The sequence below is a fragment of the Mesorhizobium sp. B4-1-4 genome (assembly GCF_006439395.2).
GTDB lineage: Bacteria > Pseudomonadota > Alphaproteobacteria > Rhizobiales > Rhizobiaceae > Mesorhizobium.
This window is the reverse complement of record NZ_CP083950.1, coordinates 2,259,052-2,281,703: the sequence shown is the minus strand read 5'-3', so window position 1 is coordinate 2,281,703 and position 22,652 is coordinate 2,259,052. Positions and strand designations below refer to the sequence as shown.

The following is a 22,652-nucleotide window of genomic DNA, read 5'->3' as shown; positions in this document are numbered from 1 at the left end:
CAGGTCCCTGCAATGTTCGTGCGGTAGTGGAGGGCAAAACGCTCTCGTCATGAAAATTTCCATCCGAATTTCATGAGAAAGCAAGCTCATGAAAAAATCAAGTAGATTTTCACCGATGCTCAAGATTTGCTTGCAGGATTTTGACGGTTCATGCAAAGGCTCCGCTTCTTCGAGCGGCGAGTGGGGACGTCCGATCGACACAAAGGCTGAGGGACGGCCCATGCTGGAAAAGAAGGCTCGGATCGCGGGCGATGCCGAGATTGTCGACGAGGCGATCCTAACGCGCCGTTCGGTGCGTGCATTCCTGTCCGACATGGTCGACGACGAGACGATCCGCGCCATTCTTACGGTCGCAGCGCGCGCACCGTCGGGCACCAACATGCAGCCGTGGCGCGTCTACGTCACCAAGGGCGAGACCAAGCAGCAGATATCGGATGCCATCCTGAATTCCGGCATCCGGGCCGAAAAGGCCGACTGGGACGAGTATCGCTACTATCCCACGCAGTTTTTCGAGCCATACCTGACCCGCCGCCGTGCCAATGGCTTCGGTCTCTATGGCGCGCTCGGCATCGGCCGACGCGAGGTCGACAGGATGCGCGCCCAGCATGACCGCAACTTCGTCTTCTTCGATGCGCCGGTCGGCATGATCTTCACCATCGATCGCCGCCTCAACCAGGGTTCGTGGATCGACTACGGCATGTTCCTGCAGAACATCATGGTCGCGGCGCGGGGCAGGGGCCTGCACACTTGCCCGCAGGCGGCCTTCGCGCCCTATCACCGGCAAATCCGGCCGGTGCTCAACATTCCCGACGAAGAGATCGTCGTTTGCGGCATGGCGCTCGGCTATGAAGACACGTCCAAGCCGGAAAACGCCTTCCGCACCGATCGCGTGCCGTTGGAAGAATGGGTGACGTTCAGCGAGTAAGGCTTGTGGCCTACTCGGTCATCTGCATGCCATGGCCGCTGACATGGGCACCGTCCTGTGGCGTCAGCTTGAGATAGGCGAGCAGCGCGCAGAGCGTGATGACGCCCTCGATCATAAAGAGAATCCGGAAATCGCTGGCGACCGCCGCGCCGCCGCCGGCGAGGAATGATAGCATGGCAGCAGCGAGACCGACGCTGATGGCGACCGCCAGCTGCCACAGGATGTAATAGAGCGCGCTGAAGCGGGCGAGCTGTTCGGGCGCGATGTCGGAATAGGCGAGGTTGCCGGTCGATGCCCACTGCACGGAGCGTAACACGCCGAAGACAAAGATGTAGGTCAGCGTGATCCACACCGGCGTCGTCGCCTGCAGCAAGGCAAAGCCCGCGACCATCGCGGCGACCACGGGCGTGTTGAAGACCAGCACGCGGCGGAAGCCGAAGCGATTGAGAAGGCGCGGCATGAAGAACCGCATGACCACCGATCCGACCGCCGCGACGAAGGTCAGCGATCCCGCCTGCACCGCGCTCATGCCGAAGCCGAGCTGGAACATCAGTGGCAGCAGGAAGACGACGGAGCTGAGGCCGATCGTATCCAGACCGCCGCCAGTAAGGAATGAAATGCGGAAGGTGCGGATGCGCAGGAGCTTGAGATCGAGCAGAGGATTGCGCACGCGCAGGCAGTAGAACGAGGCGGCCGTCAGAATGACGACGGCCAGCACAAGCTCAACCGCGATCATGCTTCCGGCTACGTCCTTCGCCGCCAGCGAGTCCATGCCGAAGACCAGCAGGACCATGCCGCTGCCGACCAGCAGAAAACCCGGAAAATCGAAGGGCGTGCGCACCGGCTTGGTCATGGTGGGAAACAGCGAGGCGGCAAGCACGGCCGCCGTTAGCGCGAAGGGCACGTTGATGAAGAAGATCCAGCGCCAGGAAATGTAAGTGGTCAGCGCGCCGCCGACGAGCGGACCGACCAACGGTCCGGACTGGCCGGCCAGCGAGATATACATGTTGATCTTCAACGTCCGGCTGCGCGGAAAGGTCGACAGGATGACGACCTGGCCGAGCGTACCCATCAGCGCGCCACCGAAGCCCTGCAACGCGCGGGCGCCGACCAGCATCCAGATGTCGTTCGAGAGCCCGCACAGGGCCGACGAGGCGGCGAACACCAGCAAGGCGAAGCAGTAGACATTGCGCAGGCCGAAGCGGTCGGCGGCCCAGCCGCCGAGCGGCATTGAGATGATCAGGCTGGCGACATAGACGGTGATCAGCAGACCGAGCTGGCTGGGTGGACGAGCGAGGCTTTCGCCGATGCCGGGCAGTGCCGTCACCACGACATTCTGATCGAGGCTGGTCATGAAGACGCCGCAGGCGACCGTCAGCGGCAGCAGGAGTAAGGCTCTGGCCGACACATCGGCGCGATCCGTGGCGCCGGCGGATATTTCAGCAGTCATGGGGAGGTTCGAACCAAACGAATGCGCCGACTCTGAGACGGGATTTTCATGTCCCTTTGACCGGTTGGACGGCCACGTTTTGACATCATGGGCGCCCGCGGCGGGATTCTCTAGCGGCAGAACCGGCTGGCCTTGAGGCCAGAAGCCGCGACTAAGCGGCGGTCCGGCCACATCATCTATTGCACTTCGTAACCGACTTCCTCGCTGGCATGGCAAAGCGCCTTCCAGAACGAACGCGCGAAGGAGCGGAAGACATAGATGTCGAACTGATCGGCGCCGGTGCGCTGGATCTGGGCGAAGACATCGTGGTGGGCAGTCGAGCGGCCCGCGCCTATGGGGAAGGCCGGCAGTGCGAAATCGATGGCGAAGAACTTCGCCAGCACCCATTCGGCCTTCGGACCGGCAAGGCGAATCGCCGTGCGGCCATGCGACAGGTCCGTCACCGTGCCGATGTCCGGCATCACCACCTTGGCAAAGGCCGCGGCCAGCCCTTCGGCCTCATCGACAACCGTGAACTTTCCTGGCGCGAAGCCGAATACCGATTTCACGCCGTTACTCAGACCGCCGCCGGCGCCATCAGGCAGCGCAAGCCCGGTGACGGCGTCGATGGCTGCCATCAGTCTCTTCTCCTCGCCCGGCCATGCGGCGAGCTGCACGATCGAGCCCGGGCTCGTTTCGGTCAGGAGGATCTCGACGCCATGTTCGAAATTGCCATGCGAGCCGACGTGAAACTCCGGCTCGAGGGGGGATTGGCGCTCAACCATGCATGCGGGTCCCTTCCGGATCGTAGAAATGGTTGGAGACGATCTCCACCGGCCCGAAGCGGTTGCGCAGGGGATCGGAGACGTGGGCACGCGTGCCGTGCCTGGCCTTGCCGCCCTTGACCAGCGCCAGTGCGATATGCTTGCCGAGCGCCGGCGAGTAGCAACAGGCGGTGATGTGGCCGATCGAGCCGTGCGGATTGGCTTCGTCGATCTCCTCGACAATGTGCGAACCGCCATTGAGCGCCCGGTTGTCGAGCGCGATTAGGCCGACCAATTCCAGACGGTCGGACGCGACGAGGCCTTCACGGTCCATCATCGCCGATCCGATGAACGGTTTCTTCTTCGACAGCATCCAGTCGAGATGCAGGTCGCGCGCCGTGGTGCGGCCGTCGATCTCGGCGCCGGTGACATGGCCCTTCTCGATGCGCATCGTGCCCAGCGCCTCGAGCCCGTAGGTGACCAGCCCGAACGGCTTGCCGGCCTCGATCAGCGCCTCCCAGACCTGCGTGCCGTGGCCGGCGCCGCAATAGACCTCGAAGGCCATTTCACCGGAGAAAGATAGCCGGCAAATCATAACCGGCACGCCTGCTATCTCGCCGTGGACGATGCCCATGAAAGGCAAGGCGGCGTTATCGACCGATGTGCCAGTGACGCAGGCGGCCAGAATCTGCCGGGCCTTCGGCCCGCCGATCGCAGCGCCGGCCCATTCGTCGGTCACCGAGGTGACGTGGACCTTCAGTTCCGGCCAGATCACATCGAGGAAATACTCCAGATGCTGCATCACCTTACCGGCATTGGCCGTCGTGGTTGTCATCAGGAAATCCTGTTCGCCGAGCCGCCAGGTGGTGCCGTCGTCGAAGGCAAAACCATCCTCGCGCAGCATCAGCCCGTAGCGGGCCTTGCCGACGGCGAGCGTCGAGAACATGTTGGTGTAGACGCGGTCGAGGAACGCGGCGGCGTCGGGGCCCTGGACCGCGATCTTGCCCAGCGTCGAGACGTCGACGATGCCGGCGCTTTCGCGCGTCGCCCTGGCCTCGCGCACATAGGCCTGCTCGACCGTTTCGCCTGAAAGCCCGTAGATCATCGGCCGGTACCAGAGGCCGGCGGAATAGAGGGTTGCGCCATTTTCGACATGCCAGTCGTGCATCGGCGTCAGCCGTTCGGGCTTCAGGTCGCCAAAGCGCTCCGCCGCCAGCGAACCGATCGAGACCGGCGCGAAGGGCGGCCGGAAACGGGTCGTGCCGACTTCCGGGATCGGCTTGCCCAGCGCCTCGGCCATGATAGCGAGGCCGGGAACGTTGGAGCTCTTGCCTTGGTCGGTCGCCATGCCAAGCGTGGTGTAGCGCTTAAGATGCTCGACCGAGACAAAGCCTTCGCGATGCGCCAGCCGGACATCCTCCGCCGTCACGTCGTGCTGGAAGTCGACAAAGCTCTTGCCCCTGGCCCTGATCTCGAACACCGGCGCCGGATCGGGGTCGCCGGGTACGGCTTCGACAGAGGGCAAGGCCGCCGGAGTGCCGGTTCCACCGGCTGCCGCGAGGCCGGCGGCGCGGCCTTCGGCGATCGCCTCGACGGTGGAAAAACTGCCGGTGAAGGCGCCGGCTCCGGTCCACTGCTGTGTTGGCCACTGCTGTGTCGGCGATTGCTGCGTTGGCTTCGGCGGCAGGAAGGCTTGCCGCGCGGCATCCCATTCCGCTTTCGCACCGGCCTGGCTGGCCAGATGGATGGTCGGCGACCAGCCGCCCGACATCAGCAGGCAGTCGGCATGGATGCTGCGCGCATCGCCGGTGAGCGCGCCGGTAACCATGTCGAAGCGCTGAACCTTGATGCCTGACAGCGCCTTGCCGCCCTCGGTGGCGACGACGGCGTGGCCGGTAAAGATTTCGGCCTCGGCTTCCGTGGCGAGGCTGCGCATCTCAGCCGAAAGTTCGGGCCTGACGTCGACGACGGCAACGATCGCGGCCCCCGCTTTCTTCAGGGCGACGGCAGCGCGATAGGCGCTGTCATTGTTGGTGAACAGCGCGATCCGCTCGCCCGGCAGTACGCCGAATTCGTTGGCATAGCGTTGCGCCGCATGCGCCAGCATCACGCCCGGCCTGTCATTGCCCGGGAAAACCAATGGGCGCTCGAAGGCGCCGGTGGCCAGCACCACGGATTTGGCGCGGATCGCCCAATAGCGATGGCGCGGCTCGCCCTTGGCCGGCTGTTCCTTGTGGTCGCTGACCCGCTCGAGCGCGGCAAGCGTGTTGTTGTCGTAGTAGCCCCAGACCGTGGTGCGCGGCAGAAGCCGGACATTGTCCCGGCCTTCAAGCTGGGCAACGGTGCGCCGCACCCAATCGGTTGCCGGCGCGCCGTCGATGGTTTCATCGGACCAGTTGGCCGAACCGCCGAAACGCGGCTCGAGATCGGCCAGGATGACGCGGGCGCCATTATCGGCGGCGGCTTTGGCGGCCATCAGGCCGGCGGGGCCGGAGCCGACCACCAGCACGTCGCAAAAAGCGTTCATACGCTCGTAGCGGGCCGGGTCCTTCGCCGATCCGGCGCTGCCGAGGCCGGCGGCGCGGCGAATGAAGTGCTCGCAGAACATCCAGAAACGCGTGCCCTTCAGCGGGCCGAACACCGGTCCCATGAAGGTCTTGTAGTAGAAGCCGGCCGACAGGATCTTGCCGCCGAGCTGGTTGACGGCATGGATGTCCCAGGCGAGCGACGGGAAGCGGTTCTGGCTGACGGCGACCAGCCCATCATGGATCTCGACCATGGTCGCCGGAATGTTGGGCTCGCGAACCTCGCCTTTCAGCACCGTCACCAGCGCATTGGGTTCCTCGACGCCGGCGGTGAGCAGGCCGCGCGGGCGGTGGTATTTGAACGAGCGCCCGAACAGGGTGACGCCCTTGGCCAGCAGCGCGGACGCCAGCGTGTCGCCGGCATGGCCGGTATAGGCGACGCCGTCGAAGGTGAAGCGGATGGTCTTCAGCCGGTCGATGCGGCCGCCAGTGTCCGTGCGGCGCGGGCTCATGATTTGTCTTCCGCCTTGTGACGCGAGGCCGAACCATGGTCGCCGCGCGCGAAGGCGACGCTCGAAATCTCATGGGTCAGCGTGTTGCGCACGACCCGCAGATGCGCCCGGCAACCGCCGGAATGCTGCCAGATCTCGTTGTGGTCGCCAGCCGGGTTCAGCCGGTCATAGACATAGGCATTCCACGCCTCGAAATTCTGCGAGGCGGGGTCGGGACGCTCGCGGTTGCCGTCACCCTGATAGGTGAACTCGATGACGTCGCGCGGGCCGCAATAGGGACAGGTGATCAGCACGGTATATTCCTGATGAAGCCTTGCTTAATGAAGTCGAGGGTTGGCGCCCTGACCCTTGTCGTCGATCACCAGGCCGCGATGGAAGCGGTCGAGCGTGAAGGCGGCATTGAAGTCGTGCGGCTCGTCCTTGACGATGGTCCAGGCAAAGCACCAGCCTGAGGCCGGCGTCGCCTTGAAGCCGCCATAGCACCAGCCGCAATTGAGATACATGCCGGGCAGGGGGCCGGTGGTGATGATCGGCGAACCGTCCATCGACATGTCGCAGACGCCGCCCCAGGAGCGCAGCATGCGCACGCGGGCGAGACCCGGAAACAGCGCCAGCATCTCGCTCATCACCTCATCGACGATGGGCAGGTTGCCGCGCTGGGCGTAGCTGTTGTAGCCATCGATGTCGCCGCCATAGACAAGGCCGCCCTTGTCGGACTGCGACATGTAGAAATGACCCATGCCGAAGGTCACGACGGTATCGATGAAGGGCTTCAGCGATTCGGTGACGAAGGCCTGCAGCACGTGGCTCTCGATCGGCATCGTCTCGACGCCGGCCAGCTGCATGACGCGTCCGGTGCTGCCGGCCACCGCGACCGCCACCTTCTTGGCCCTGATATCACCACGCGATGTGGTGACGCCGGTTATGCGGTCGCCGTCGCGCAGGAAGCCGGTGACTTCGCAATTCTCGATGATGTCGACGCCGCGCCGGTCGGCGCCGCGCGCATAGCCCCAGGCCACGGCGTCGTGACGGGCGGTGCCGGCGCGCCGTTGCATCAGGCCGCCGACCACCGGAAACCGCGCCTCATTGGAGATATCGAGCGCCGGGATCAGGCGTTTGATCTCGGCCGGCGTCATCAGTTCGGCATCGACGCCGAGATGGCGCATGGCATTGCCGCGCCTCGCATAGTCGTCGAACTGGGCCGGCGTGTGGGCCAGGTTCAAGCATCCGCGTTGCGAGAACATGACATTGTAATTGAGTTCGTGCGACAGGTCCTCCCACAGCTTCATCGAGTGTTCGTAGAAGCGTGTGTTGGCCGGCAGCAGATAGTTCGAGCGCACGGCCGTCGTGTTGCGGCCGACATTGCCGGAGCCGAGCCAGCCCTTTTCCAGCACCGCGACATTGGTCATGCCGTGTTCCTTGGCAAGATAATAGGCGGTCGACAGGCCATGCCCACCGCCGCCGATGATGATGACATCATAGGAAGCTTTCGGGTCCGGCTTGCGCCAGGCCGGCTTCCAGTCCTTGTTTCCCTTGAGTGCATTCGCGAGCAGCGAAAAGGCCGAGTACTCTGCCATCATTGTCATCCGGTTCGGGCGATGCGGCAGACTATAGAGCAGGCCGCAAGCGCAAAGCCAATATTGCGCCATTGCCTTTCGACTGGCCGACTCAAGAATCGGCGATCGGGCGGAAACAGGCGGCGGATGCGACAGCTTGCTCCATGATATGGCCGTCTTTATCAAGGACGGGCTCTTCAAATGCCTTTGCCGCCCGTGAGTCGCCAAGAAATCATGCTTTTCCGCTTCTTCCGCCTGATTCTGGTCTGCGCGCTTGTCGCATCAGCGCCGCTCGGCGCCATCGCCCAGGTCGCAGGTCAGGCTCCCGCGACGCCAGGGGCCAGCCAGGCTCCCGTAGCGCCGGGTGGCAGCCCGGTTCCGGCGGCGCCCGCGGCCAGCCCGGCACCCCCGGGACTGATCGCCGATCAGCAGAAGATGATCAAGGACCTGACGGCAAAAACCGATGGTCTCGAGAAGAAGATTCAGCAGGACGGTGAGGAGGATTCAAGTCTCGTTGACATCCGCCTGCAGCTTGAGGAACTGTCCCGCGAGTCGCTGAATACCGCGCTTGCCTTCCGCACGCGCCTTGCCGAGATCAACGCCAGAGTTCAGCAGCTCGGCCCGGCGCCCGCCGCGGGCCAGCCGCCCGAGCCCGATATCGTGAGCGCCGAACGCCAGGCGCTGACGTCCGAAAAGGCCGAGATCAACGCTGTCATTTCGCAAGCCCAGGCCCTGTCGATCCGCATCAGCGGGCTGATCGACCAGATCGGCAATATGCGCAGCGCGCTTTTCCGCAATCTTTTGACGAAGCGCTATGTGCTGTCGGACGCGCTGAGCCCGCAGGTCTTTTCGGACGCCCGCGACGAGTTCCGCAACTTCTACAAGGCGGTGTCTTCCTGGCTGAGCTTCGCCTTCAAGTTCAAGTTCCAGGCCATTCTTGCGGCGACCTTCGTCGCGCTCGGCCTGGCCCTGGTGCTGCTGGTCGGCGGCAGGCGCCTGTTCGGGCGCGTGTTCGAAGCTGACCCCACTAACGAGGATCCGTCCTATCTCAGCCGCCTCTCGGTTGCCTTCTGGTCGACCCTGCTGCCCACGCTGGCGGTCGGCGCCTTTCTTGGGTCGACGATCTTCTTCTTCAATTATTACAACGTGTTGCGCGGCGATATCGGACTCTTCCTGAATGCGCTGGCGAGCGTCATCGGCGTGGTGTTCTGCGTCAACCGGCTGACCAATGCGGCCCTGTCGCCGCGCCTGCCGAACTGGCGCCTCATTCCGGTCGAAACGGGACCGGCACGCTGGCTGGTGCGCCTGGCCACGGCCATGGCCGTGGTCATCAGCTTCAACACCTTTCTGTCGATCGTGAACGACAAGATGGGCTCGCCACTGTCGCTGACCATCGCCCGCAGTTTCCTCGCAACCATTATCGTCGGCGTCATCCTGATCCTGATGGCGATGCTGCGGCCGTTCAGGGCGCGCGACGGAAGCTGGCGGCCGTGGCCGGCATGGCTGCGCTACCTGGCGCTGTCACTCGGCCTTTTCACCATCATCGCCGCCTTGCTGGGCTATATCGGCCTTGCGCTGTTCGTCTCGCTGCAGGTCGTGGTCACCGGCACCGCGCTCATTACCGCTTATATCGGCTTCCTGTCGGCGCAGGCGATCGGCGAGGAGGGCGCTTTCGCCAACACCACTGTCGGGCGCTGGCTGTCGGTCAACTCCAGCTATGAAGACACCGCACTCGACCAGCTCGGCCTCGTGGTCAGCGTCGCGATCAATCTGATGATCGTGCTGGTGTTCCTGCCGCTGATCCTGCTGATGTGGGGCTTCCAACTGGGCGATATCCAGGCTTGGGCCTACAGGCTGGCGACGGGGATCACCATCGGTTCGGTGACGATTTCGGTCACCGGCATCCTCTCCGGTGTTGTCGTCTTCATCATCGGCTATTTCCTGACGCGCTGGTTCCAGGGCTGGCTCGACGGTTCGGTGATGGCGCGCGGCAAGGTCGATACCGGGGTGCGCAACTCGATCCGGCTAGCTATTGGGTATGCCGGCGTGGCGCTGGCGGCACTCGTCGGCATCTCGGCTGCCGGTATCGACCTCTCCAGCCTGGCGCTGGTCGCCGGCGCTCTATCGCTCGGTATCGGCTTTGGCTTGCAGAATGTGGTGTCCAACTTCGTTTCCGGCCTGATCCTGCTGGCCGAGCGGCCGTTCAAGGTCGGCGATTGGATCGTCGCCGGTGAGATCAGCGGCACGGTCAAGAAGATCAGCGTGCGCGCCACCGAGATCGAAACCTTCCAGCGGCAATCGGTGATCCTGCCCAATTCAAACCTGATCAACAACGCCGTCGGCAACTGGACGCACCGCAACAAGCTCGGCCGCATCGACATCAAGATCGGTGTCGCCTATGGCAGCGACGTCAAGCAGGTCCATACCGTCCTGCTCGAAATCGCGCGCAGCCATCCGCTGGTGCTGAAGAATCCCGAACCTTTCGTGCTGTTTTCCAATTTCGGCGCGGCCGCGCTCGAATTCGAAATCAGGGTTTTCCTGGCCGATGTGATGAATGGCAACATTGTGCAGAACGACGTCCGCTTCGCCGTGCTCGAGAAATTCGACGACCAGCATATCGAAATCCCTTCGACGCCGCGAGCCGTCGTCGAGACCAAGCACGCGAAGGCTTGGCCGACTGACGACGACAAGATCGAAGCCGATTTCATAGAGCAGGAACAGGCGAAGACAGAGGCCGCGGCCGAGGCGAAACGAGCCGCCAAATCAGGACGCAAGGCGCGCAAGCCCGATCCCGACTAGATATCGGAGCCGGTCAGCTGTTCGCGATCGGAACGGGGAGTGCCGTGTGCAGATCGGTCTTGAAATCAACAGGGCCGGCGTGCGCCTGCGGCCTGCACTGGAGAAGCCAAAGCCAATTGCGGCATGAATGCGGCATTCAGTTGCGGTTCAGCTTCCATCTCATATAAGCTCCCATGCAACGGGCGAAAATGCCTTGCGAAATGCAACAGGGGCGGTGGGAACACCGATATTGCACCATGTGGAAGTCTCTCGTCGCTGCCGTCGCCTTGCTCGCCGTGAGCGGCTCGGCCCATGCCGCCAGCGCGGTCAACAAGGACGCCGAGACCCGCACGCTGGTCGTGACGGAGGGTGGCAGTAAGACCGAACTTGCGCTGGCTGGAGGGGAAACCGTTGAGTTCTGCCAGAATGGCTGCTTCGTCACCTTGCCCAATGGCGATCTTGAAGCCCTGACCGGTTCGGAAACCGTCGAAATCTCAGGCGGCGTTGCCCGCATAAAGTAATCTCTGCGGCATGGTTGGAAAGGCCGGGCATTGCTCGGCCTTTTATTGTTTCGGTAGCGGGTTAACAATGACGCCGGACATACGACCTCGGCGGCCGCCTACAACCGGGCGTTTCACTATTTTTCGACCGGTGCGCAATCGCCCCGGCATGATCAAGGTCGAAGTCGACGCGCTGCCCGCTCCTGAGATAGGACTTAGTCGCTTGGCTTTTTCCGAATGTCGCAAACAGGCTTCATCAGCCCCATCGCTCGGCCCTATAGTCCGCGCGCTTTATCACACTGGAGTCGCGGGCAATGGCAGAGTTTCCGAAAAAGGCGAAGGTCGTCATCATTGGCCTCGGCGGTATTGTTGGTGCATCGATCGCCCATCATTTGATCGAGCGCGGCTGGGACGACATTGTCGGCATCGACAAGTCGGGCATCCCGACCGATATCGGCTCGACGGCGCACGCCTCCGACTTCTGCTACACGACCAGCCACGACTTCCTATCCTGCTGGACGACACTCTATTCCATCGATTTCTACGAGAAGATGGGTCACTACGCCCGCATCGGCGGTCTCGAGGTTGCCCGCGTTGGCGACGACAGCCGCATGGACGAGATCAAGCGCAAGATCGCCTCTGCGAAAGCGTTTGGAACACGCGCGCGACTGATCGAGCCGGGCGAGATCAAGGAAAAATTCCCGCTCATCGAAGAAGAGATGGTGCAGGGCGGCCTGTGGGATCCGGATGCCGGCCTCGTCATTCCGCGCTCGCAGACTGTCGCCGGCAAGCTCGTCGACCAGGCGGAAGCGTCGGGCAAGCTGAAATCCTTCGCCAACACGCCGGCCAAGTCGCTGGTGGTCAAGGACGGCCGCATCAGCGCCGTGGTGACAGACCGTGGCACGATCGAGGCTGACTATGTCATCGTCTGCGCCGGCATTTGGGGGCGGCTGATCGCGGAGATGGTCGGCGAGGACCTGCCGGTCATGCCGATCGACCATCCGCTGACTTTCTTCGGACCCTATAATGAGTTCGCCGGCACCGGCAAGGAGATCGGCTGGCCGCTGCTGCGCGACCAGGGCAACTCGGCCTATATGCGCGACACGGGCGATCCCAAGACCGCCGAGGGCGGGCAGATCGAATGGGGCTATTACGAAGAGACCAATCCGCGTCTCTGCCACCCGCGCGACCTGCTGGAAAAGGACCAGGCGCGTTTGTCGCCCTCGCAGCGCGACCTCGACATGGAGCAGATCCTGGCGCCGCTCGAACGCGCCATGGAACTGACGCCGATCCTGGGCGAACTCGGCTACAATGAAAGCCATTCCTTCAACGGCCTGCTGCAGGTGACGGCCGATGGCGGTCCGTCCATGGGCGAGAGCCAGAAGGTGAGGGGCCTGTGGTATGCCGTCGCCATCTGGGTCAAGGACGGCCCCGGCATGGGCAAGCTGATCGCCGACTGGATGACGGACGGCCGTACCGTGATCGACCACCACGCCATCGATTATGCGCGCTTCTACCCGCACCAGACCAAGGAGCAGTTCATCTGGGATCGCTGCACCGAAACGGCGATGAAGGTCTACAATCCGGCGGTGCATCCTCGCGAGCCGTTCTCAAAGGGCCGCAACATAAGGCGCTCCCCATTCTGGGAGCGCGAGAAGGAGCTCGGCGGTTACTTCATGGAACTGGGCGGCTGGGAGCGCGCGCATGGCTATGCCGCCAACGAGCATCTGCTCGAAAAATACGGCAACCGCGTGCCGGTGCGCGAGAACGAATGGGACAACCGGCACTTCTGGCGCGTTTCCAATGCCGAGCACCTGGCGATGAGCGAGGATTGCGGCATCGTCAACCTGTCGCACTTCTCGATGTATGACGTCGAAGGACCTGACCACGTCGCGTTGCTGGAGTGGCTCTGCGCGGCCAAGATCGGCGGCGACAACAATATCGGCAAGGGTATCTACACCCATTTCCTCGACGAGGAAGGCATGGTGCGCGCCGACTTCACCGTCATCCGCATGGCCGACCGCTGCCGCGTCATCGACGGCGCCGACGCCGGCCCACGCGACTTCCAGTACATGCGTCGCACGGCGCAGGACAAAGGTTTTGACGTCACTATCACCGATGTGACGGAAAAATACGTCACCATCGGCATCTGGGGGCCGAATGCCCGCACGACCTTGCAGAAGGTGGTCGAAAATCCCGAAGGGCTGTCGCTGGAGAATTTCCCGTTCGCCGCGATCAAGCCGATCCGGATCGGCGGCAAGGACGTCACGGCTTTCCGCATCTCCTATGTCGGCGAGCAGGGCTGGGAATTGCATATGCGCTACGAGGATGGGCTGGCAGTCTGGGACGCGCTGCGCTCGACCGGCGTCATGCCATTCGGCGTCGAGACTTACGCCAACACGCGCCGCATGGAAAAGAGCCTGCGCCTGCAGAACGCCGACCTGCTGACCGAATACAATCTGCTGGAAGCCGATCTCGCGCGTCCGAAGGTCAAGGAGAACGATTTCTGCGGCAAGGCCAAGCATCTGGAATATCGCGCCCGCGAGCACCAGCCGGCGATGCTGTGCACGCTTGTCATGACCGACAACAAGGACGGCAAGGGTGTTGCCCGCTACCCCGTCGGCATCATGCCTGTGATGGATCCGGCAACCGGCGAGACGCTCGTCGACGAACTCGGCCGCCGCTCCTTCACGACGTCGGTCGCCTATGGCCCTACCATTGGCAAGAACATCGCGCTCGCCTACCTGCCCTGGGCCTATGCCCAAGAGGGCCGCAAGCTCGAGGTGGAGTATTTCGGCGAGACCTATCCGGTCGAAGTGGCCAGCGTCGGCTACAAGCCGCTCTACGACCCGGAGAACCTCAAGCCGCGCAGCTGATCGCGGACGGAGCAACGGACTGATCGCAAAAAGCCTGGCATAGAGCCGGGCTTTTGTCTTTTTAACCAGGCCGTTTTCGCTTACCCTCAAGGAATGTCTGCTTTCCCGAGCGCAAGACATTTCCTTTCGAGCTGCGCTGCGCTGGCGTTGATTCTCTGGCTGGCGCCCGGGACCCGCGCGGACGAGCCGGTCGATGTCGAACTGGTGCTGGCGGTCGACGTTTCGCTGTCGATGTCGGCGGACGAACTCGAGATCCAGCGCCATGGCTACGCGGCGGCGCTGACGCATGACAATGTGCTGCGGGCCATTGCCAATGGCACCTACGGCAAGATCGCGGTCACCTATGTCGAGTGGGCCGGCACAACATGGCAGCGCGTCATCGTGCCGTGGACGGTGATCGCCAACCGCGCTGACGCGGAGCGCGTGGTGGCGCAATTGTCGGCCCAGCCGCCCGACAGCGCGCGGCGCACCTCGATCTCCGGCGCGTTGGAATTCGGCAGCGACCTTCTCGCCGAAAGCGGCTACGAGGGGACCAGGCGCGTCATCGACGTTTCCGGTGACGGACCCAACAACCAGGGCGCGCCAGTCAATCTCACCCGGGACGCGGTGGTCAGGCAGGGCATCGTTATCAACGGCCTGCCGCTGATGACCCGAGGCGGCTTCACCAGCGCCTATGACGTCAACGATCTCGACCGCTACTACAGCGACTGCGTCATCGGCGGCCCCGGAGCCTTCATGATCCCGGTCAACGACTGGACGCAATTTCCCGAAGCTATCCGCCGCAAGCTGGTGCTCGAGCTTGCCGGTTCGGCGTCACCGCAATGGGCGGCGGAAGCAGCCGATCACCCGCCAGTGGTGCTGGCGCAGGACAAGCCGGCCGTCGACTGTCAGATCGGCGAGAAAATGTGGCGCAACCGCAACTGGAGGCTAGACAACCGCTAGAGCCAGAATGATTTCAGATCGATTCGATCTGAAATCTGAATCCGCCTTTGGATCAAAGAGATAGAGCATGATGTCGTCCGAAAACCGCTTCACAGGTTTCGGCATCATACTCCAGGCTTGCCTCGCCGGCCGAAGCGGTGGCAGAGTGCCCAGATCATGCTATTCAGGCTAGGGGCGTCGCGGCCAAACCGAGGAAACATGAGATGAAACGCCTTGTCATCCTGACTGCCGTCGCGTCGGTCCTTTTTGCCGACGGCGCCAGCGCCCAATATGACGACCAGCCCGCCTGCGTCATGTTCGAGCACTCGAATTTTCGCGGGCGGTCGATCGAGATGGGGCCCGACGATTCCGTGAATTTTCGCGGCGGCCAGTTCTGGAACGACCGTGTGTCGTCGGTGTTCGTTCGCCGGGGCTGCACGCTGGTTGCCTATGAGGATACGAATATGAGCGGCGAATCGATCGAGATCAGGCGCCGGGTCCGCGAGCTCGGGGGCGATTGGAACGACCGAATCTCGTCCGCAGAGTGCTCCTGTGATGGCTACTGATACCGGGTTTCGGGCGGCCGGCTGGTGGCCGGCCGCCGATCTGGTTGCAGGACACTGCCTGGGTCTCCGTGCGCCTCACCATCCTGTTGATTGACAAGCCGATTGACGTCTGTGAGACAATTCCCTTCAGATAAAACAAAAGGGGAACTGACATGACCAGGATCGCCGTTCTTGCCGCAACTCTGACATTTGCCGCCGGCTTGTCCGCGCCGGCCATGGCTGCCACGTCGCTGACCATAGGGATCAGCGGCTGGACCGGGTTCGCGCCGCTGACGCTTGCCAAGCAGGCAGGCCTCTTCGAAAAGCACGGTCTCGACGTGACCTTGAAGAAGGTGCCGCAGGCCAGCCGTCCGCTCGCCATCGCCAGCGGCGACCTGCAATGCGCCGCCACCACGGTCGAGACCTGGCTGGTGTGGAACGCCAGCGGGGTGACCACCAAGCAGATCTTCCAGCTCGACAAATCCTATGGCGCCGACGGCATCGTCGTACGCAACGACATCAAGACCGTCGCCGATCTCAAGGGCAAGACCGTGGCCTCGTCGGCACCGGGCACGTCGCCCTATTTCCTGCTCGCCTGGGTGCTGAACAAGAATGGCATGTCGACCAAGGACGTGACGGTCGTCAATCTGGAGCCGGACGCGGCGGCCCAAGCCTTCCTTGCCGGCCAGAACGACGCGGCGGTCACCTATGAGCCGTTCATCTCGGCCGTGCGCGACAAGGCCGACCAGGGCCATATCCTGGCGACCACGCTCGACTATCCGATGGTTCTCGATACGGTCGGCTGCACGCCCGAATTCCTCAAGGCCAATCCCGATGCCGCCAAGGCGCTCGCCGACAGCTATTTCGATGCGCTCGACCTGATCAAGAAGGATCCGCAGAGATCCTACGAGATCATGGGCGCCGACGTGAAGCAGTCGGCCAAGGAATTCGAGGATTCGGCAAAATACCTGAAATGGGCGGACAAGGCGGAGAACAAGCAGTTCTTCACCAAGGAATTCCCGGACTTTTCCAAGACCGCAGGCGCGCTTTTGCTGCAGATGGGACTGATCAAGGAAGCGCCCGACGTCACTACGCTTGCAGACACCAGCGCGGTGGCGAACTGACGGATCAACCCTGGGCATCACGCGGTGGCGCCGGGCGCCGTCGCTTTCCCTCCGACAAAGGATGAAGATGCGCCCCTTGCATCCGGTCTCGCCGGGCATTCGAACCGTGCTCGGCATTTCCTTCTTCGTGCTGTTCGTGGTCTTCTGGGCCTGGATCACACTTGGCGGCCACGTCAACCGCATCTTCCTCGCCGACCCGCTGTCGATGCTCAGGGACGGATGGCGCCTGCTGGTCGAGGACCGTTTCTGGCTCGACATATTGATCACCATCTGGCGGGTTTTCGGCGGCTTCGTGCTGGCCTCGGTCGTCGCCGTGCCGCTCGGCATCGCCATGGGCGCCTGGAAGCCGGTGGAAGCATTCCTGGAGCCCTTCGTCTCTTTTGCCCGCTACCTGCCGGCCTCGGCCTTCATTCCATTGCTCATCCTCTGGGCCGGCATTGGCGAACTGGAGAAGCTGCTGGTCATCTTCGTCGGCTCGGTGTTCCAGATCATCCTGATCATCGCCGTCAAGGTCGGGTCGACGCGGCGCGATCTGGTCGAGGCCGCCTATACGCTGGGCTCGACCAACAACAGCATCGTCAAGCGGGTGATCATGCCGGCCAATGCGCCTGAAATCGCCGAGACGCTGCGGCTTGTGCTCGGCTGGGCGTGGACCTATGTCATCGTCGCCGAACTGATCGGCTCGTCCTCTGGCATCGGCTACATGATCATCAACAGCCAGTCGCGGCTGGCGACCGGACAGATCATTTTCGGCATCATCGTCATCGGTCTGATCGGCCTGTTGTCCGATTTCGCCTTCAAGGCGTTCAACCGCTGGCTCTTTCCGTGGAGCCTGGCGTGAGCAAACTTCTCATCGAGGGAGTCTCGCGTACCTTTGCCGGCGTGCGCGGCGGACAGCCGGTCAAGGCATTGATGCCGATCGACCTGGCGGTCGCCGCCAATGACTTCATCACCATTCTGGGGCCGTCAGGCTGCGGAAAGTCGACGCTGCTCAGAATCGTCGCCGGCCTGGAGGCGCCGAGCGAAGGCCGCGTGCTGCTCGACGGCAAGGCGGTGACGCGCCCGGGACCGGACCGCGGCATGGTCTTCCAGTCCTACACGCTGTTCCCATGGCTGACGGTCGCTGAAAACATCGCCTTCGGCCTGCGCGAACGCGGCATGGCTGAAAAGGAGCGGGACGGGGTCGTCGCGTCCTATGTCGATCTCGTCGGGCTGAAGGGGTTCGAAAACCATTGGCCAAAGCAGCTTTCGGGTGGCATGCAGCAGCGCACGGCGATTGCCCGCGCGCTGGCCAACGATCCCGAGATCCTGTTGTTGGATGAGCCGTTCGGCGCCCTCGACAACCAGACGCGCGGGCTGATGCAGGAGCTTCTGCTCGGCATCTGGGAGCGGCGCAAGAAGACGGTGCTATTCGTCACCCACGACATCGAGGAGGCGATCTTCATGGCCTCGCGCGTGATCGTGATGACGGCGCGGCCCGGCCGCATCAAATCGGACGTCGCCATCGACCTGCCGCATCCGCGCCATTACACGCTGAAGACCAGCCCGGAATTCTCGGCGTTGAAGGCGCGGCTGACCGAGGACATACGCGCCGAGGCGATGCGGACAGCACAGGTGAAACCAGCCGAGGCTTGATCCGGTAGTTTCGGATCAGGCCGCCAGCAACTGCTTGCGGTCGACGCGCTCCTGCTGCGGCGAACGGGCATAGAGCTCGCGGTAGCATTTGGAGAAATGCGAGGCCGAGACGAAGCCGCAGGCGACCGCCACCTCGACCACCGGCATCGAGGACTGGATCAAGAGATGCCTGGCGCGGTCGAGCCGGATTTCCAGATAGTAGCGGGCAGGCGAGCGTCCCATCTCAGTGCGGAAAAGGCGCTCGATCTGGCGGCGCGACAGGTCGACATGATCGGCGATCTCGATCAGCGACAGCGGCTCGGAGAGGTTCGCCTCCATCAGTTCGATGATGGTCAGCACTTTCGAGTTCTGTACGCCAAGACGCGCGCGCAGCGGCAGGCGCTGGCGGTCGGTCGGGCTGCGCACGCGGTCGGTCAGCACCTGCTCGCAGACGCGGTTGACGAGGCTCTCGTCGAAATCGTCGCCGATCAGCTTCAGCATCATGTCGAGCGCAGCGGTGCCGCCGGCGCAGGTATAGATGTTCTGGTCGATCTCGAAGAGGTCGGCAAAGACATTGGCCTTGGGAAACGCTTCGGAAAATCCCGGCAGGTTCTCCCAATGGATGGCGCAGCGCTTGTTGGACAGCAGGCCGGCGGAGGCCAGGATATGCGCGCCGGTGCACAGGCCGCCGACGGCAACGCCGCGATTATACTCTTCGCGCAGCCAGGCGAAGGCCGATTTGTTCTGGTAGCGCTCGACATTGATGCCGCTGCAGACGATGGCCATGTTGGGACGATCCGGCCCCGCCATCTTCTTGCGTTCCTCCTCCAGCGAGGTGTTGACCGCGCATTCCACACCGTTCGAGGCGCGCACCGGCTTGCCGTCGATGCTGGCGAGGCGCCAGCGATAGGCCTCGTAGCCGAGCATGCGGTTGGCGGAGCGCAACGGGTCGAGCGCGGTCGCAAAGGCGATCATGGTGAAATCGGGAATAAGGAAGAATACAAACGATCGCTTGATCGGATGCTTAACGGCGTTCACGGGAACCTCACGCAGCCATGACGCGAACAGGATGTCGCGAATAGCATAGCGACATCAGGAAATCCCATGCTTGTCAATTGGCTACACCGCTTGGACAAGATTAAATTTGCGACATGGGTCGCAAATGGGCAATTCACAGGCGGGAACCCATGATGCGATCCGGGACAAGCCCGGGCGCAACGCGGCACAACAGAAACGCCGCCTTGGCTTGAGCCAGGCGGCGTTACAGTCGTGAAGGCAGCGGCAGGGAGCGCTGTCTCAAAAAAATATTAGGCGACGAAGCCGAGACGAGCGGCAGCCATAGCGCCAGTCTGGCCGGGCATGGTGTTGGCGAGGCGCTGGCGCTCGAGAGCGGTGGTCAGGTTCATTTCGCGGCGTGCAAAGAGGCGGGAAAAAAGCTTCATGATCATCTCCAATCGGTTGCTCAGACGGGTCGCCTTCGCTTGATGGAGTGGGGCAGCTCGTTTGCTGACGGTGATATAGGCTTGTGTGAGCGGAAACTAAATCGCAAAAGCGAAGCGCTTGATATGAAAAGCGACACCACATGCGACAAGGCGGGGCGGGGGGTCCAGAATTCGCGATTGTTTACAGTGGCTTAGTTCAGAAAACGAGATGCTATGCGGCTTGTTCATATGCGCCATGCAGCGGCGGCATGGCTCCTGAATTCATTTGAATACAAATAAAACGACAAGAAACGTCCAATAAAACGAGAAGGCCTGCCGGGCGGAATGCACGGCAGGCCTTCAGCACAGGGTACACACGATCTACTTTGCTCCAGCCCAGGATCCGATGCCGTTGCGCATGCCGGTCTTGGCGTCGGCAGCTTCAGGCCAGCCAATATCCTTCTGCAGTTCGATCGGCAGTGAGCGGATGGCGCGTTCGGTCTGGTAGCGGGCGCGGGCCGCGCTGAATTCGGTCGCGATGCGGCCGAGGGAGGACAGGATAGACATTTCATTTCTCCTTATGCGCCAGGCGGCGATGCCCAGGCAGCGGCTGGTTACGCCAGGTCTGTTTCAGCTTCATTTCATATCGATTGCAGGTCTGTGTCGGAGTCGTTTCATGGCTGCTTATGGCAGCATCCTCAATCGATGCAGTTGACTATGCTCCTGATCTGATGTTCAATCAAACGAAATGGAGTGATGCTTTGTATCAGAAAAATTGAAGGCCGATCGCCATGAACGCCCCACTCAATCATCCGCTGCCGCTGCTCGATCTTGACGTTTTGCGCACTTTCGTGGCGATTGCCGAGACCGGCAGCTTCACCACTGCCGCCAATGCCGTCTTTCGCACGCCGTCGGCGGTGTCGATGCAGATCAAGAAGCTGGAGGATATTCTTGGCCGCTCGGTGTTCGCCCGCGATGCCCGCTCGGTGACCCTGACGACGGATGGCGAAATGCTGCTCGGCTATGCCCGGCGGCTGCTGTCGATCAACCGCGAGGTGGTCTCGAAGTTCATCATTCCCGACATTGTCGGCGTGGTCCGGCTCGGCTCGCCGGATGACTATGGCGAGCGCGTGCTGCCGCATGTGCTGAAGCGTTTCGCGCAATCGCATCCCTCGATCGCCGTCGACGTCACCATCGACCAGAGCAGCAATCTGCGCCGCCGCATGGACGACCGCGCGCTCGACATCACGCTTCTGACCAACTCCTACAAGACCAGCGCGCTCGGCGCCGAGGTGCTTTTGACCGAGCCGATCGTGTGGGCCGGCGCCAAGGGTGGCTGCGCGCATCTGCGCGAACCGCTGCCGGTGTCGCTGTGGGAAGAAGGCTGCGCCTGGCGCGCCGGTGCGCTTGATGCGCTGGGACGCGAGGGCCGCAACTACCGCATAGCGTATATGAGCGCCCATACGGCCGGCCAGCGTGCCGCCATCATGTCCGATCTCGCCGTGGCGCCGCTGCCGAAGTCGTTCCTTGGCAACGATATGGTCGAGCTCTGCCCGAAGGACGGCATGCCCGACATCGGCACCTATAATCTGGCCATGGTGGTGGCACCGGACGCCAGCGCACCGGTCAAGGCCGTCGCCGACCACATCCGCGCGACCTTCGAAGTATTCCGGGAAACCGGAAAATTCTGACAGGTGTCGCGATGAACCGAGCTTCGGTGCTCGGCGATCTCGTCACGTTCGCAAAACCGATTGATCGTCTTGCTGAGACAATCGGCGTGCTGGGCTGGTCCGACACCCCGGTGGTGATGCTGACTGCTGGTCAGATCGTGAGCGTGCTACAACGGGCCCGAGCGGGAGCTCTTACCGCTGCCGATGTGGAAGCATGGGCTGATCTGACCGAATGCAGGGAAGACATCGACTATCAGCCGGAACATCATGAAGAAATATTGCAGGCGATCTACATGCTCGCCAAGCCGGTCTTGAATGGATCGCTTGACGAAGCCTTGACCGACCAGCTGATCGCCTCGCTTTTGCCCTGATCCGCGGGTTTTTCGCTGCTCAGAAACGCGGCCATGCGTTGGCGGGCCCGCCGCGATTCCGGCATGTCGATCAATGGCCAGACGTGGAACATGCCTTCCTCGTAGATGACATCGACCTCGACGCCCGCGGCTCGCGCCTTCTTGGCGAAGATCAAATTGTCGGGACTGAGCATGTCGCGCGAACCGGTCAAAAGGAGTGTCTTCGGTAGCACAGAGAGATCGCCGTAGAGCGGGCTGATATGCCAGTCGGTGCGGTCGATCCCGGCACTGTACATCCGGATCGCCTCCAGGCCGCCGGCGATGCCGAGCCAGGGATCCTTGCCCTCGGCCTCGAACACTTCGGGATTGGCGAGCGACATGTCGAGACCAGGCGAGATCAGCACATGGCGCGACGGCAGAGCCAATCGTTCCTCGGCGGCCATCATGGTCAGCACCACGGCCATGTTGCCGCCGGCTGAATCGCCCATGAAGATAATGTCGTCCGGCTCCGTTTCGTCGAGCATGCGGCGATAGACATCGCCGACCATGCCGAACATGGCGTGGAAGTCATGCTCGGGAGCGATGGGGTAGATGGGCACGGTGACGGCGTAGCCCAGCCGGTCGGCCATGTCGGCAATCAAATGCCAATGGTAGGGCGTGATTTCAAAGACATAGGCGCCGCCGTGCAGGTAGAGAATCCGTTTGCGCTCGCCGGCCCTGGGGGCGATCTCGTAGACCGGGAATCCGTCGACCATGTGCGCCTCTATGTTGAAACGCTGGTGCAACGAGGCTGGCGGTCGATGATCCTCCGTCTTGCGCGCGGCAGCAATCCAGCGCCGCAGGTTTTCAGGGCTGGAAAACGCCTTCTTGCGGCTGTACCTGAGCACGAAGGAAACGAAATGGCTTTTCAAACTTGGCATGCGCATACACGAGCTTCGGCTGCAGCCGACTAAGAGAATTCCCCCTCTCTTGCGAAGATCGTGCGTTGGCCAAAAATGTCAAGATTTACGCCGTGTCCACACGGCGGTGTGATCCGTGCCGCAGTCAGCGGCACGGCAAAAGTGCGGCGCGCAGCCGGTTGCTGGTCACCGCCGGGAGTATGCGAGGTCCCCGGCGCCTGACGAGCAATTTGCACTTGTCGG

Annotated in this window: 20 protein-coding genes; 11 read left to right on the top strand and 9 right to left on the bottom strand. The window is 62.6% G+C overall.

What is annotated here, in order from left to right; all coding sequences use genetic code 11:
* The first annotated feature begins 220 nt into the window (after nucleotides 1–220).
* Nucleotides 221–925, top strand: a complete 705-nt coding sequence (locus FJW03_RS11100) for a nitroreductase (protein WP_181169174.1) — start codon at nucleotides 221–223, stop codon at nucleotides 923–925.
* A 10-nt stretch (nucleotides 926–935) separates the two neighbouring features.
* Here FJW03_RS11100 and FJW03_RS11095 read toward each other — a convergent pair whose 3' ends face one another.
* The 5 genes from FJW03_RS11095 to FJW03_RS11075 all read right to left on the bottom strand — a co-directional run bounded on the left by FJW03_RS11095 (nucleotide 936) and on the right by FJW03_RS11075 (nucleotide 7,732).
* A complete protein-coding gene (locus FJW03_RS11095) occupies nucleotides 936–2,375 on the bottom strand; it encodes an MFS transporter (protein WP_140765831.1) in 1,440 nt (479 codons plus the stop codon).
* Between the two features lie 176 nt (nucleotides 2,376–2,551).
* Entirely contained in the window at nucleotides 2,552–3,139 is a 588-nt protein-coding gene (soxG, locus tag FJW03_RS11090; RefSeq protein WP_140612350.1) for a sarcosine oxidase subunit gamma family protein, read from the bottom strand.
* Nucleotides 3,132–6,155 (bottom strand): sarcosine oxidase subunit alpha, encoded by a 3,024-nt coding sequence (locus FJW03_RS11085; protein WP_140765829.1) that lies wholly within the window; start codon nucleotides 6,153–6,155, stop codon nucleotides 3,132–3,134. The genes soxG and FJW03_RS11085 overlap by 8 nt, the downstream gene beginning before the upstream one ends.
* Nucleotides 6,152–6,448, bottom strand: coding sequence for a sarcosine oxidase subunit delta (locus FJW03_RS11080; RefSeq protein ID WP_140612346.1), 297 nt, complete (start codon nucleotides 6,446–6,448; stop codon nucleotides 6,152–6,154). The genes FJW03_RS11085 and FJW03_RS11080 overlap by 4 nt, the downstream gene beginning before the upstream one ends.
* A gap of 24 nt (nucleotides 6,449–6,472) precedes the next feature.
* Nucleotides 6,473–7,732, bottom strand: coding sequence for a sarcosine oxidase subunit beta (locus tag FJW03_RS11075; protein ID WP_140765884.1), 1,260 nt, complete (start codon nucleotides 7,730–7,732; stop codon nucleotides 6,473–6,475).
* A 213-nt stretch (nucleotides 7,733–7,945) separates the two neighbouring features.
* Here FJW03_RS11075 and FJW03_RS11070 point away from each other — a divergent pair, with 213 nt between their 5' ends.
* The 8 genes from FJW03_RS11070 to FJW03_RS11035 all read left to right on the top strand — a co-directional run bounded on the left by FJW03_RS11070 (nucleotide 7,946) and on the right by FJW03_RS11035 (nucleotide 18,090).
* Nucleotides 7,946–10,510: a mechanosensitive ion channel family protein gene (locus FJW03_RS11070; protein WP_140765827.1), complete on the top strand. Its 2,565-nt coding sequence runs from the start codon at nucleotides 7,946–7,948 to the stop codon at nucleotides 10,508–10,510.
* Nucleotides 10,511–10,746: 236 nt separating this feature from the next.
* Nucleotides 10,747–11,010, top strand: a complete 264-nt coding sequence (locus tag FJW03_RS11065) for a hypothetical protein (protein ID WP_027145877.1) — start codon at nucleotides 10,747–10,749, stop codon at nucleotides 11,008–11,010.
* A gap of 293 nt (nucleotides 11,011–11,303) precedes the next feature.
* Nucleotides 11,304–13,865: a GcvT family protein gene (locus FJW03_RS11060; RefSeq protein ID WP_140765824.1), complete on the top strand. Its 2,562-nt coding sequence runs from the start codon at nucleotides 11,304–11,306 to the stop codon at nucleotides 13,863–13,865.
* Nucleotides 13,866–13,958: 93 nt separating this feature from the next.
* Entirely contained in the window at nucleotides 13,959–14,807 is an 849-nt protein-coding gene (locus tag FJW03_RS11055; protein ID WP_140698347.1) for a DUF1194 domain-containing protein, read from the top strand.
* A 203-nt stretch (nucleotides 14,808–15,010) separates the two neighbouring features.
* Complete coding sequence (locus tag FJW03_RS11050) at nucleotides 15,011–15,352, top strand: peptidase inhibitor family I36 protein (RefSeq protein WP_140612336.1); 342 nt, start codon at nucleotides 15,011–15,013, stop codon at nucleotides 15,350–15,352.
* A 152-nt stretch (nucleotides 15,353–15,504) separates the two neighbouring features.
* Nucleotides 15,505–16,455: an ABC transporter substrate-binding protein gene (locus FJW03_RS11045; protein WP_140765820.1), complete on the top strand. Its 951-nt coding sequence runs from the start codon at nucleotides 15,505–15,507 to the stop codon at nucleotides 16,453–16,455.
* Nucleotides 16,456–16,522: 67 nt separating this feature from the next.
* Entirely contained in the window at nucleotides 16,523–17,296 is a 774-nt protein-coding gene (locus tag FJW03_RS11040) for an ABC transporter permease (RefSeq protein WP_140765882.1), read from the top strand.
* Entirely contained in the window at nucleotides 17,293–18,090 is a 798-nt protein-coding gene (locus FJW03_RS11035) for an ABC transporter ATP-binding protein (protein WP_140765818.1), read from the top strand. Before FJW03_RS11040 ends, FJW03_RS11035 begins: the two co-directional genes overlap by 4 nt.
* A gap of 15 nt (nucleotides 18,091–18,105) precedes the next feature.
* Here FJW03_RS11035 and FJW03_RS11030 read toward each other — a convergent pair whose 3' ends face one another.
* From FJW03_RS11030 to FJW03_RS11025, 3 genes are all read right to left on the bottom strand, one after another.
* A complete protein-coding gene (locus tag FJW03_RS11030; protein ID WP_413466505.1) occupies nucleotides 18,106–19,044 on the bottom strand; it encodes a GlxA family transcriptional regulator in 939 nt (312 codons plus the stop codon).
* A 332-nt stretch (nucleotides 19,045–19,376) separates the two neighbouring features.
* A complete protein-coding gene (locus FJW03_RS30030; RefSeq protein WP_081295128.1) occupies nucleotides 19,377–19,511 on the bottom strand; it encodes a hypothetical protein in 135 nt (44 codons plus the stop codon).
* 360 nt (nucleotides 19,512–19,871) lie between these two features.
* Complete coding sequence (locus FJW03_RS11025) at nucleotides 19,872–20,057, bottom strand: hypothetical protein (protein WP_140612321.1); 186 nt, start codon at nucleotides 20,055–20,057, stop codon at nucleotides 19,872–19,874.
* 224 nt (nucleotides 20,058–20,281) lie between these two features.
* Between FJW03_RS11025 and FJW03_RS11020 the strand changes: the two genes are divergently transcribed.
* Both FJW03_RS11020 and FJW03_RS11015 read left to right on the top strand, forming a co-directional pair.
* Entirely contained in the window at nucleotides 20,282–21,181 is a 900-nt protein-coding gene (locus tag FJW03_RS11020) for a LysR substrate-binding domain-containing protein (protein ID WP_006335555.1), read from the top strand.
* A gap of 11 nt (nucleotides 21,182–21,192) precedes the next feature.
* Complete coding sequence (locus tag FJW03_RS11015) at nucleotides 21,193–21,531, top strand: hypothetical protein (protein WP_140765816.1); 339 nt, start codon at nucleotides 21,193–21,195, stop codon at nucleotides 21,529–21,531.
* Here the strand turns inward: FJW03_RS11015 and FJW03_RS11010 are convergent.
* Nucleotides 21,450–22,430 (bottom strand): alpha/beta hydrolase, encoded by a 981-nt coding sequence (locus FJW03_RS11010; RefSeq protein WP_140612317.1) that lies wholly within the window; start codon nucleotides 22,428–22,430, stop codon nucleotides 21,450–21,452. The genes FJW03_RS11015 and FJW03_RS11010 overlap by 82 nt on opposite strands.
* Nucleotides 22,431–22,652 lie beyond the last annotated feature (222 nt).

Bases quoted from the DNA above. Each gene is read 5' to 3' on its own strand.
- FJW03_RS11100 (WP_181169174.1), top strand. From the start codon at position 221: ATGCTGGAAAAGAAGGCTCGGATCGCGGGCGATGCCGAGATTGTCGAC.
- FJW03_RS11095 (WP_140765831.1), bottom strand. From the start codon at position 2,375: ATGACTGCTGAAATATCCGCCGGCGCCACGGATCGCGCCGATGTGTCG.
- soxG (WP_140612350.1), bottom strand. From the start codon at position 3,139: ATGGTTGAGCGCCAATCCCCCCTCGAGCCGGAGTTTCACGTCGGCTCG.
- FJW03_RS11085 (WP_140765829.1), bottom strand. From the start codon at position 6,155: ATGAGCCCGCGCCGCACGGACACTGGCGGCCGCATCGACCGGCTGAAG.
- FJW03_RS11075 (WP_140765884.1), bottom strand. From the start codon at position 7,732: ATGGCAGAGTACTCGGCCTTTTCGCTGCTCGCGAATGCACTCAAGGGA.
- FJW03_RS11070 (WP_140765827.1), top strand. From the start codon at position 7,946: ATGCTTTTCCGCTTCTTCCGCCTGATTCTGGTCTGCGCGCTTGTCGCA.
- FJW03_RS11065 (WP_027145877.1), top strand. From the start codon at position 10,747: ATGTGGAAGTCTCTCGTCGCTGCCGTCGCCTTGCTCGCCGTGAGCGGC.
- FJW03_RS11060 (WP_140765824.1), top strand. From the start codon at position 11,304: ATGGCAGAGTTTCCGAAAAAGGCGAAGGTCGTCATCATTGGCCTCGGC.
- FJW03_RS11055 (WP_140698347.1), top strand. From the start codon at position 13,959: ATGTCTGCTTTCCCGAGCGCAAGACATTTCCTTTCGAGCTGCGCTGCG.
- FJW03_RS11050 (WP_140612336.1), top strand. From the start codon at position 15,011: ATGAAACGCCTTGTCATCCTGACTGCCGTCGCGTCGGTCCTTTTTGCC.
- FJW03_RS11045 (WP_140765820.1), top strand. From the start codon at position 15,505: ATGACCAGGATCGCCGTTCTTGCCGCAACTCTGACATTTGCCGCCGGC.
- FJW03_RS11040 (WP_140765882.1), top strand. From the start codon at position 16,523: ATGCGCCCCTTGCATCCGGTCTCGCCGGGCATTCGAACCGTGCTCGGC.
- FJW03_RS11030 (WP_413466505.1), bottom strand. From the start codon at position 19,044: ATGATCGCCTTTGCGACCGCGCTCGACCCGTTGCGCTCCGCCAACCGC.
- FJW03_RS30030 (WP_081295128.1), bottom strand. From the start codon at position 19,511: ATGAAGCTTTTTTCCCGCCTCTTTGCACGCCGCGAAATGAACCTGACC.
- FJW03_RS11025 (WP_140612321.1), bottom strand. From the start codon at position 20,057: ATGTCTATCCTGTCCTCCCTCGGCCGCATCGCGACCGAATTCAGCGCG.
- FJW03_RS11020 (WP_006335555.1), top strand. From the start codon at position 20,282: ATGAACGCCCCACTCAATCATCCGCTGCCGCTGCTCGATCTTGACGTT.
- FJW03_RS11015 (WP_140765816.1), top strand. From the start codon at position 21,193: ATGAACCGAGCTTCGGTGCTCGGCGATCTCGTCACGTTCGCAAAACCG.
- FJW03_RS11010 (WP_140612317.1), bottom strand. From the start codon at position 22,430: ATGCCAAGTTTGAAAAGCCATTTCGTTTCCTTCGTGCTCAGGTACAGC.